Origin of the sequence: Paraburkholderia sp. Ac-20347, from assembly GCF_017104805.1 — a bacterium.
Classification (GTDB): domain Bacteria; phylum Pseudomonadota; class Gammaproteobacteria; order Burkholderiales; family Burkholderiaceae; genus Paraburkholderia; species Paraburkholderia tropica.
On the sequence record NZ_JAAGPN010000279.1, the window covers coordinates 1 to 10,384 of the forward strand.

A 10,384-nucleotide genomic window follows, 5' to 3' on the forward strand; every position below is an offset into this window, starting at 1 on the left:
AGTTGGCTTCGCGCGGCGCGAGGCCGTCTTCGTACGGATGCAACATGGCGCTGTCTCCTGTCTGCGTGCGGGGCGTCGTGCCGTGCAAAGCGGCATGCATTGCGACGTGCTTTGCGATGTGCTTCGCGGCGGCCTGACGGCCCGTGCGGATTGACGGTTTATCGGTATGATTCGCGCTACCGTAGCAGGACCGCGCGCGCGAGTCTGTCGCTGGCGCGACAGAGCGACCGCGCTCAATGATCTATTTCAAGGTGAGCGCCATGACGCAGCCCATTATGCCTCCGGACCACGCCAGCGCCGCGGCTGCGGGCCGTATCGACGCGCGCGACGCTGCGCGGCTCGCAGCGCTGTTCGAGCGCTTCGCGTGGTTCCGCTCGCTCGACGCCGAACACCGCACGTGGGTGCTCGACACCTCGCACGCGCAGAGCTGGGCGGCGGGCGCGACCGTGGCCGCGCGCGAAGCGCCGTCGGCGTACTGGCTGGGCGTGAGCAGCGGGCTCGTGAAGCTCGCCATCTTCAACGCCTCGGGACGCGGATGCACGTTTTCGGGCGTGCCGCACGGCGGCTGGTTCGGCGAGGGCAGCGTGATCAAGCGCGAGCCGCGCAAATACGACGTCATCGCGCTGCAGCCGTCGCTCGTGATGGCGGTGCCCGCCGACACGTTTCATCGCCTCATGGACAGCAGCCTGCCGTTCAATCGCTTCGTCATCCATCAGTTGAATAACCGCATGGGCGAGTTCATCGGGCTGATTCAAAACAGCCGCCTGCTCGATGTCGATGCCCGGATCGCCCAGGCGCTCGCGCAGATGTTCAATCCCGATCTCTATCCGGAGACGGGCCGCGCGCTGGAAATCTCGCAGGAAGAGATCGGCATGCTGGCGGGCGCGTCGCGTCAGCGTGTCAATCAGGCCTTGCAGACGCTCGAACGCGAAGGGCTCGTCACGCTGGCGTACAACCGCGTCGACGTGGTGAATCTCGACGCCTTGCGCGCGTTCGGGCGCGATCAGATCTGACGACGCACGCGTGCGCGCCTTTCACGCGCCCACGCCAGCAATCCTCTCCAGTCTTTCGCGGACTGGAACAGTCCTCCCCTGTGCGGTGCGTTTTTACGCGGGCGCTCGCTGCGTAGACTTGTCGCATCGATTGACACAGGAGAGCAAGGTGAAGAACGCAATGCTACGCACGGCGCTGGTTTCGATGATGGCGATTGCGCCGGCGATCGCGTTCGCGCAGTCCATCCAGAACGGTCCGGTGACGCGCGCACAAGTGCTGCAGGAACTGAAGGATCTGGAAGCGGTGGGCTATAACCCGTCGCAGGCCAGCAACGCGAATTACCCGAACGATATCGAAGCCGCGATGCGCCGCCTCGAAGCGAAGCGCGCCGAAGAGGCGCGCGTGGCGCAGGCTCAGCCGCGCGTGCAGGACGTGGCCGAAGTGGATCAAGCGGGCTACGGCGTGGAACCGGCGCAGGCCGTAGAGACGGGCACGCGCGTGGCGTCGCCCGCCGCTTCAGCGCAACACTAACGTGACTGCGGCGACTGTGCCGCCTGCAGATCCGGCGGCACGCCCATCAGTTGCAGCGTGCCCTGCGTGACGCCCGCGAACACCGGGCCCGCGACGGTGCCGCCATAGTACGAACGGCCCGCCGGATCGTCGATCATCACGGCGACGATCACGCGCGGCGCGCTCATCGGCGCCATGCCGACGAACAGCGCGCGATAGCGGTTCTTCGCGTAGCCCGCGCCGATCTGCTTGCGCGCGGTGCCGGTCTTGCCGCCGACGCGATAGCCCTCGACGTTCGCGGCGCGGCCCGTGCCGCCTTCCGTCGTCGCCATTTCCAGCATCCTGCGCAGCGCCGCCGCCGTCGCCGGCGTGGTGACCGCGCGCGGCGAGTTGGCGGCGGTCGCGGGCGCGCCGCGCAGCAGCTTCGCGGGATACATCGTGCCGTCGCCCGCATAGGCCGTGTAGACCTGCGCGATCTGCAGCAGCGAAGCTGAGAGGCCATAGCCATAGGCCATCGTTGCCTGCTCGATCGGACGCCAGCGCGCCCACGGCCGCACGCGTCCCGCCGCCGCGCCCGGAAACGTCACTTCGGGCCGCACGCCCAGCTCATATTCCTGATACTTGTTCCAGATGGTCTGCGCGGGCAGGTTCAGCGCGATCTTCGCGAGCGCGATGTTGCTCGACTTCTGGATCGCCTCGGCCACCGTCATGCGGCCGTGATTCGAGGTGTCGTGAATCACCGCGGGCCCGATGCGGTACGTGCCCGGCGACGTATCGATGATGGTGTTGGCGTTGACCTTGCGCAGATCCATCGAGAGCGCCGCGACCACGGGCTTGATCGTCGAACCCGGCTCGAAGGTGTCGATCACGGCGCGGTTGCGCAACTGCTTGCCGGTGAGGCGCGCGCGGTTGTTCGGATCGAACGACGGATAGTTCGCGAGCGCGAGAATCTCGCCGTTCTGCGCGTCGAGCACCACGACGCTGCCCGCTTCAGCATGATTCTTCGCCACGGCCGCCTTGAGTTGAGTGTAGGCGAGCTGCTGCACGCGGCGGTCCACGGTGAGCTGCACCGTCTCGCCGTTCTTCGGCTGCACGCGTTCGCTCGGTTCGGAAATCACGCGCCCGAGCCGGTCGCGGATCACTTCGCGCTGGCCAGGCGTGCCGCGCAGACGCGCTTCGGCCGCGAGCTCCACGCCTTCCTGACCCGCGTCTTCGACGTCGGTGAAGCCGACCACGTGCGCGGCCGATTCGCCCTCGGGGTAATAGCGCTTCGAGTCGGCGATGAGCGTGATGCCGCCGGTGGCCATTTCGTCGATATGCGCGGCGGTGTCGGCGTCGACCTGGCGCTTGAGCAGCACGAACGAGCGGTCGCCGGCGAGACGGCGGCGCAGTTCCGCGAGCGGCATGTCGAGCAGTTTCGCGAGCGGCGACCAGGCGGCTTCGTCGAGAATTTTCGGATTCGCCCAGATCTCGAAGGTTTCGAGGCTCACGGCGAGGATCGCGCCGTTGCGGTCGACGATGCGCCCGCGCATGGCGTCGAGTTCGAGCGTGCGCTGATAGCGCTTTTGCCCCTGCTTGACGTAGAAATCGTGATTGACGACCTGCACCCAGAGCGCGCGGCCCGCGAGCGCCGCAAACGCGGAGAACGTGATGAACACGATGAGCTTCGAACGCCAGGCGGGCAGCTTCGACGCCAGCATCGGATGGCGGGTCGCGGTGGCGTGCGGGTCGCGCGGCGGTTTTCTCGAGCGGATCATCGGAAGGCGGGGTGCGTCTGTTGGGGTGTCAGTCGAATGTCATTGTAAACTGTGTGTAATTTAATTGAAATTTGCGTGCCGGTGCGCGGACGCGCGGGGTGTGATGCGGCGCAGGGAAAGTGTGTGCGACGGCGGGGGCGGGGAACGGAGGCGGGGGCGCCGATGTCCGCGTGGCGCGAGGCGCGCCCGGACATCGGCCATCAGACGGTCAGACGGTGACGCTCAAGCCGCCACCGGCAACCTGAAACTCGCGATCGCCTCGCGCAGCCCCGTCACCTGATCCTTCAGCGAATGCGCGGCGGCGGCGGCCTCTTCGACCAGCGCGGCGTTCTGCTGCGTCACCTGATCCATTTCGCCCACCGCGCGATTGACCTGCTCGATGCCCGCGCTCTGCTCGCGCGACGCGTGGCTGATCTCTTCGAGAATCTCGTGCACGCGCCGCACCGACTGCACGATCTCGCCCATCGTCGTGCCCGCGTTGGTCACGAGTTGCTGGCCTTCGGCGACCGTGCCCGTCGATTGCTCGATCAGCGTCTTGATCTCCTTCGCGGCCGCGGCCGAGCGTTGCGCAAGGCTGCGCACTTCCGACGCGACCACCGCGAACCCGCGTCCCTGTTCGCCCGCGCGCGCCGCTTCGACGGCGGCGTTCAGCGCGAGAATATTCGTCTGGAACGCGATGCCGTCGATCACGCCGATGATGTCGCCGATCTGCTGCGAGCTGGTCGTGATCGCGCCCATCGTGCGCACCACGTCGTCGACGACGCTGCTGCCGCGCGTCGCCACTTCGGCGGCTTCGCTCGCAAGCGTGGCGGCGTGCTGCGCGCTGTCCGCGTTCTGACGCACGTTGGACGTCATCTCGTCCATGCTCGACGCGGTCTGCACGAGCGCCGCGGCCTGTTGCTCGGTGCGCTGCGAGAGATCGGTGTTGCCCGCGGCGATCTCGTTCGCGCCCACGTTGATGTTCTCCGCGCCGCTGCGCACGCGCGCCACGGTCTGCACGAGCGCGCCCTGCATGGTCGCGAGCGCGCGCATCAGGCTCTGCGCGTTGCTGCCGTGCGTTTCGATGCGCGAAGTCAGATCGCCCTGCGCGATGCGGTTGGCCGTGTCGACCGCCACTTCGAGTTCGCCGCCGATGCTGCCGCGCACGCTGCGCACGACGAACACCATCACCACGGTCGCGATGCCGCCGAGCAGGAAGGTCACGAGCAGCCAGCGCACGAGGCTGCCGTAGAATGCGGCGCTCACGTCGTCCATATACATGCCGGTTACGATCACCCAGTCCCACGGCGCGAAGCGATTGCCGTAGCTGAGTTTCGGCACGGGTTCGCTATGGCCGGGCTTGGCCCAGAGGTAATCGACGAAACCGCCGCCAGGCTGATTCGCCGCTTCGGACAGCGCGGTGAACACGTGCTTGCCCGCGGGATCGGTGAAACCGGAGAGCGGCTTGCCGTTGAGCTCGGGCTTGATCGGATGCATCAGCATCACGGCCTGCGAGTTGTTGATGCTCAGATAGCCGTCGCTGCCGTAGCGGATCGAGCCGATCACGGCGAGCGCCTGTTTTTGCGCGTCGGCTTCGGGCATCGCGTTGCGTTGTGAGAGGCCGTAGTAGTAGTTCGCGATGCTGCTCGCTTCGTCGACGAGCGTCGTCAGTTGCGCGCGCCGTTCGCGGATCATGGAGTCGCGGCTTTGCCATGCGCCGAAGGCCACGATCAGCAGCAGGCCGATCCAGAGGATCGTGATCATCGAGCGGAGTTTGGTGTTGAGCGTCATCGTCTATCGGATGGTTCGAGGGCTTGGCACGGTGCAATGAATCGAGTGTCGATCCGGGCGTCGCGCGCGTCGTTGCGAGCGCGCCGCCTGTGCGTGTTAACGGCGTTTCCGAACGCGCGGGCGAGTCAGGACGAACCCTTGGTGCAACCGTTTCCTCATACAAAACAAGACGTTGATGCGCGTGGCGATGGACGCTCAGACGTGCATATGCACACGCTTTGAGCGTGCATATCGAGCGCTATCCACATGAGTACAAAAAACGCCGTAATTCGCGCTTAAAAGCCACAAATTTCACAGCAACTCCATGATTTGCCACTTCTGGCGGGATTCGAGGGCAAGCAATAATCATTTCCGCTATAGTCGCGGCTTCGGCTCAAGGCTGCCCTTGTCATGCGGGTGTCGCGCCGTTGTCGTAGGGGCTGCGAACGAGTGCGTTCCTGTGTGCGTCCCGAGTCTGTTACCGCGTCGGTTGCGGTTCCTGCTCGCGGATGCAGGATCAATTCTTATTCGCGCTTCGCTTCCAGAATAGCGGGCGATTCGCAAGCGGCACGTCGGTGTTTCGCAAGCGAAAAGCAAGTCGTCCGCAAGCGAGGCAGTACGGCAATCCGCAACGCACCCGGCATCGCGCGACGCAACGCAAAGCGCGCGCAGGCAAGCACGCGACAAGCATGCAAAGCAGCACGCAGGCAGCACGCAAGCAGCACGCGACAAGCGGCGGCGCCCAGGCCAGAAAAGTCATTTCCCAACGATGCGACGCGCGCGGCGCGGGTCAACCCGGCGCCCACGCGACGTCCACTGGAGTCACACAATGAACGCACGCGAACCCGCACTGGTTCCGGCATCGCGCAGCGCACGGCTGCGTCAGATGCTGGTCAGCAACGAACTCGAATTCCTGATGGAAGCGCACAACGGCCTGTCCGCACGCATCGCGCGCGAAGCAGGCTTCAAGGCGATCTGGGGCTCGGGCCTCTCGATCTCCGCGCAGTTCGGCGTGCGCGACAACAACGAGGCGAGCTGGACCCAGGTGGTCGACAACCTCGAGTTCATGGCCGACGCGAGCGACCTGCCGATCCTGCTGGACGGCGACACCGGCTACGGCAACTTCAACAACGTGCGCCGCCTCGTGCGCAAGCTCGAACAGCGCGGCATCGCCGGCGTCTGTATCGAAGACAAGGTGTTCCCGAAGACCAACAGCTTCATCGGCGGCGAAGCGCAACCGCTCGCCGACATCGACGAATTCTGCGGCAAGATCAAGGCCGGCAAGGACTCGCAGACCGACGAGAACTTCTCGATCGTGGCGCGCGTCGAGGCGCTGATCGCAGGCTGGGGCATGGACGAAGCGCTCAAGCGCGCCGAAGCGTATCGCCTCGCGGGCGCGGACGCGATCCTCATCCACAGCAAGCTCTCGAAACCTGACGAGATCCTCACGTTCGCGCGCGAATGGGCCGGCCGCGGTCCGCTCGTGATCGTGCCGACCAAGTACTACAGCACGCCGACCGACGTGTTCCGCAAGGCGGGCATCAGCACGGTGATCTGGGCGAACCACCAGATCCGCGCGGCGGTTTCGGCGATGCAGGCCGTTACGCGCACGATCTACGAAACGCAGACGCTCGTCGACGTGGAAGACCGCATCGCGACCGTCAACGAAATCTTCCGTCTGCAGGACGCCGACGAATACTCGGAAGCCGAGAACCGCTATCTCTCGACCACGCGTTCGGCCGGTTCGGCGATCGTGCTGGCGGCGAGCCGCGGATCGGGTCTCGACGCCGTGACCGAAGACAAGCCGAAGGTCATGCTGCCGGTCGCGGGCAAGCCGCTGCTGCGCTGGCTCGTCGACGCGTTCAAGAAGGAAGCGGTCAACGACATCACGGTCGTGGGCGGCTACAAGGCCGAAGCGATCGACACGGCGGGCATCAAGCTCGCGCGCAACGAGCGCTACGCGCAGACCAACGAACTGGCCTCGCTCGCGTGCGCCGTCGACGCGCTCAAGAACGACACCGTGATCTCGTACGGCGATCTGCTGTTCCGCAGCTACATCCTGCGCGACCTCGTGGAAAGCGAGGCGGAATTCAGCGTGGTGATCGACTCGTCGCCGGAAACGGAAAACGCGAGCGTGCGCGATTTCGCGTGGTGCTCGTCGGGCGACGATCGTGGCCTGTTCGGCAACAAGACGTATCTGCAACGCGTGTCGTCGGATCAGGCATCGCAGGGCGTCGCGCCCGCGGGTCGCTGGATCGGTCTGATGAACGTGCGCGGCGCGGGCCGTGAAAAGCTCAAGAACAAGCTCGCGCAACTGCAGACGCAAGCCGATTTCGACACGCTCGACATGCCGGCGCTGCTCAACGCGCTGATCGCCGACGGCGAGAAGATCGAAGTGCAATACGTGCGCGGCCACTGGCGCGGCGTGAACGACCTCGAAGATTTCCGCCGCGCGGGCGACTTCGCGCACGCGCAGACGCCGATCGGCAGCGACGCGGGCTCGTCGCCGGAGGCGAAGGCATGATCGAAGCGGCACAGTTCGTCGAAGCGGCGCGCGAGCGCGGCTTCGAATGGTATGCGGGCGTGCCGTGCTCGTTCCTCACGCCGTTCATCAATTACGTGCTGCAGGACGAGTCGCTGCATTACGTGAGCTCGGCCAACGAGGGCGACGCCGTGGCGCTGATCGCGGGCGTCGCGCTCGCGGGCAAGCGCGGCATCGCCATGATGCAGAACTCGGGTCTCGGCAACGCGGTGAGCCCGCTCACCTCGCTCACGTGGACCTTCCGTCTGCCGCAACTGCTGATCGTGACGTGGCGCGGCCAGCCCGGCGTGTCCGACGAACCGCAGCACGCGCTGATGGGTCCGGTCACGCCGCAGATGCTCGACACGATGGACGTGCCCTGGGAGCTGTTCCCGACCGAGGCCGACCAGATCGCGCCCGTGCTCGAACGCGCCATCCGCCACATGGACGAAACGGGCCGCCCGTACGCGCTCGTGATGCAAAAGGGCAGCGTCGCGCCGTTCGAACTGAAGGGCGGCGGCTCGATGCCCGCGAAGCATGCGCTGCCGGTTGCGCAGTCGAAATTCGCGGGCGTGGGCTACGACGATCTGCCGACGCGCCAGCAGGCGCTCGAACGCGTGATCGCGGCCACGCCTGCCGAATCGACGGTGGTGGTGGCGTCGACGGGCTTCTGCGGCCGCGAACTCTACGCAATCGACGACCGCTCGAACCAGTTGTACATGGTCGGCTCGATGGGTTGCGTCAGCTCGTTCGCGCTCGGCCTCGCGCTGGCGCGTCCGGATCTGAACGTGGTCGCGCTCGACGGTGACGGCGCCGCGCTCATGCGCATGGGCAACTTCGCGACGCTCGGCGCCTACGGTCCGTCGAACCTCACGCACGTGCTGCTCGACAACGGCGCGCACGATTCGACGGGCGGCCAGGCCACCGTCGCGCAACAGGTGTCGTTCGCGAACGTGGCGGCCGCGTGCGGTTACGCCGACGCCGTGGAAGGCGACGAACTCGCCACGCTCGACGCCGTGCTGCACGCGGCGCGCGAACGCGCGACGGGTGCGAACGGCGTCGCCGGCGCACGCTTCGTACGCCTGACGATCAAGCGCGGCACGCCCGACGGCCTGCCGCGCCCGACCATCACGCCGCCCGACGTCAAGTCGCGTCTCATGCGCCATATCGGCGCCGAGGCTGCGGCTGCCGTCAACGCCGCTCAATAAGGAATCGCCGATGCTGTTGCTCAATCCCGGCCCGGTCACGCTCACCGAACGCGTGCGCCGCAGCCTGCTGCAGGAAGATCTGTGCCATCGCGAAAGCGAGTTCTTCGACGTGCAGGAAGAGGCGCGCACGCGTCTCGTCGGCGTCTACGATCTCGATCCCGCGCAATGGCAGGCGGTGCTCATGACCGGTTCCGGCACGGCCGCGGTCGAAAGCATGATCGCCTCGCTCGTGCCCGCGAACGGCAAGCTGCTGATCGTCGAAAACGGCGTGTACGGCGAGCGCATCACCGCGATCGCCACGCAGTACGGCATCGCGCACGAAGTCGTGAAGCACGAGTGGATGCAGGCGCCCGATCTCGCGCGCATCACCGCCGCGCTCGACGCCGACAAGTCGTTCACGCACGTCGCGATCATTCATCACGAGACCACCACGGGCCGTCTGAACGATCTGCGCGCGCTGGGCGAAGCGTGCCGCGCGCGCGGCGTGCAGATGCTCGTCGACGGCGTGAGCAGCTTCGGTTCCGAGGCGATCGATTTCGACGACACGAGCATCGCCGCCGTGGCCGCGACCGCGAACAAGTGCCTGCACGGCGTGCCCGGCGCGGCCTTCGTGATCGTGCGCCGCGCGGCGCTCGGCACGGCCGCGAGCCGCACGTACTACCTCGATCTCAAGCGTCTCGCGACGCTGCAGGATCAGCGCAACACGCCGTTCACGCCGTCGGTGCACGCGTATTACGCGCTGGTCGAGGCGCTGCGCGAGCTGGCCGACGAAGGTGGCTGGAAGGCGCGTCACGCGCGTTACGCGGCGCTCTCGGAGCAGGTGCGTGCCGGTCTCGCCGCGCGCGGCATGGACAGCGTGCTGCCGAAGGACGAGTCGTCGGTGGTGCTGCGCGCGTTCCGTCTGCCTGCGGGCATTGACTATCCGAAGCTGCACGACGCGCTCAAGGCGCGCGGCTTCGTGATCTACGCGGGGCAGGGCGGTCTGTCGAAGGAGCTGTTCCGCATCTCGACGATGGGCGATATTCATGCCGCCGACGTCGAGCGTCTGCTCGCGTCGTTCGACGCGATCGCGCAATAAGGCTTGACGACCGTTTAGCGATTCGTTTTAGCCCGTAAAAAAAGGCCTTGCTGCGTGAAAGCGCTGCAAGGCCTTTTTGTTTCCGGCGTGCGTCGCGATCGACGCGATCGACGCAATCGACGCGGCGATCAGCTCGCGGTGCGTTCGCGCGTGCGCACGGGCACGCTCTGTTTCGACGATTTGCGGCGCGCGCGCGCTTTTTTCAGCCAGATCAGCACGCCGGTCACGCTGAGCATCGCCACGACGATGCCGGTGAAGCTGATCGCGATGCGTCCGGGCAAACCGGCGATGCGGCCCGAGTGCAGCGGAAACTGCGCCTGAATGAAGATGTCGCCCGCGCTGCCGCGACCGGGAATCTGGCTGCCGAGAATCGCGTCGTTGTGGCCGTCGATCACGAGCCACGGATTGCCGAGCCCCGCGTCGCCGTGATCGTTGCCCGCCGCGTAGTAGCCCACGCCATAGGCGCCGAATGCGGGCATCGCGAACAGGCCGCCGGGCGGCGCGGTGATGCCTTCGCGTCGGCCGATGGCGGCCGCTTCGGCGACGATGCGCGTGCGCGCGGCGTCGG

General features: G+C 66.5%; 8 protein-coding genes. 5 read left to right on the forward strand and 3 right to left on the reverse strand.

The genetic code is table 11. From position 1 onward, the window contains the following. Window positions 1-260 precede the first annotated feature (260 nt). Both G3N97_RS32305 and G3N97_RS32310 read left to right on the forward strand, forming a co-directional pair. Window positions 261-1,013: a Crp/Fnr family transcriptional regulator gene (locus G3N97_RS32305; RefSeq protein ID WP_241030968.1), complete on the forward strand. Its 753-nt coding sequence runs from the start codon at window positions 261-263 to the stop codon at window positions 1,011-1,013. Window positions 1,014-1,161: 148 nt separating this feature from the next. Then, on the forward strand, window positions 1,162-1,524 hold the full coding sequence (locus G3N97_RS32310; protein WP_346778156.1) for a DUF4148 domain-containing protein: 363 nt from the start codon (window positions 1,162-1,164) through the stop codon (window positions 1,522-1,524). Here G3N97_RS32310 and G3N97_RS32315 read toward each other — a convergent pair. Both G3N97_RS32315 and G3N97_RS32320 read right to left on the reverse strand, forming a co-directional pair. After that, window positions 1,521-3,260 carry a penicillin-binding protein 2 gene (locus G3N97_RS32315; RefSeq protein WP_205996992.1) on the reverse strand — a complete coding sequence of 580 codons (1,740 nt, stop codon included), beginning with the start codon at window positions 3,258-3,260 and terminating at the stop codon, window positions 1,521-1,523. The two genes, G3N97_RS32310 and G3N97_RS32315, sit on opposite strands and share 4 nt — an antisense overlap. Window positions 3,261-3,482: 222 nt before the next feature. After that, complete coding sequence (locus G3N97_RS32320) at window positions 3,483-5,030, reverse strand: methyl-accepting chemotaxis protein (RefSeq protein ID WP_205996993.1); 1,548 nt, start codon at window positions 5,028-5,030, stop codon at window positions 3,483-3,485. A gap of 808 nt (window positions 5,031-5,838) precedes the next feature. Here G3N97_RS32320 and aepX point away from each other — a divergent pair. The 3 genes from aepX to G3N97_RS32335 are packed head-to-tail and all read left to right on the forward strand — an operon-like array spanning window position 5,839 to window position 9,816. After that, window positions 5,839-7,533: a phosphoenolpyruvate mutase gene (gene aepX / locus G3N97_RS32325; RefSeq protein ID WP_065063333.1), complete on the forward strand. Its 1,695-nt coding sequence runs from the start codon at window positions 5,839-5,841 to the stop codon at window positions 7,531-7,533. Continuing rightward, window positions 7,530-8,738: a phosphonopyruvate decarboxylase gene (aepY, locus tag G3N97_RS32330; protein WP_205996994.1), complete on the forward strand. Its 1,209-nt coding sequence runs from the start codon at window positions 7,530-7,532 to the stop codon at window positions 8,736-8,738. Before aepX ends, aepY begins: the two co-directional genes overlap by 4 nt. A 10-nt stretch (window positions 8,739-8,748) precedes the next feature. Next, window positions 8,749-9,816, forward strand: coding sequence for a 2-aminoethylphosphonate aminotransferase (locus G3N97_RS32335; protein ID WP_205996995.1), 1,068 nt, complete (start codon window positions 8,749-8,751; stop codon window positions 9,814-9,816). 128 nt (window positions 9,817-9,944) lie between these two features. Here the strand turns inward: G3N97_RS32335 and G3N97_RS32340 are convergent. Then, window positions 9,945-10,384, reverse strand: a 440-nt coding sequence (locus G3N97_RS32340; RefSeq protein WP_205996996.1) for a PepSY-associated TM helix domain-containing protein, incomplete at its 5' end; no start/stop codon positions are given.

What these genes read in the sequence shown, in the direction of transcription:
- G3N97_RS32305 (WP_241030968.1), top strand. Translation starts at nt 261, where the DNA reads ATGACGCAGCCCATTATGCCTCCGGACCACGCCAGCGCCGCGGCTGCG.
- G3N97_RS32315 (WP_205996992.1), bottom strand. Translation starts at nt 3,260, where the DNA reads ATGATCCGCTCGAGAAAACCGCCGCGCGACCCGCACGCCACCGCGACC.
- G3N97_RS32335 (WP_205996995.1), top strand. Translation starts at nt 8,749, where the DNA reads ATGCTGTTGCTCAATCCCGGCCCGGTCACGCTCACCGAACGCGTGCGC.
- G3N97_RS32320 (WP_205996993.1), bottom strand. Translation starts at nt 5,030, where the DNA reads ATGACGCTCAACACCAAACTCCGCTCGATGATCACGATCCTCTGGATC.
- aepX (WP_065063333.1), top strand. Translation starts at nt 5,839, where the DNA reads ATGAACGCACGCGAACCCGCACTGGTTCCGGCATCGCGCAGCGCACGG.
- aepY (WP_205996994.1), top strand. Translation starts at nt 7,530, where the DNA reads ATGATCGAAGCGGCACAGTTCGTCGAAGCGGCGCGCGAGCGCGGCTTC.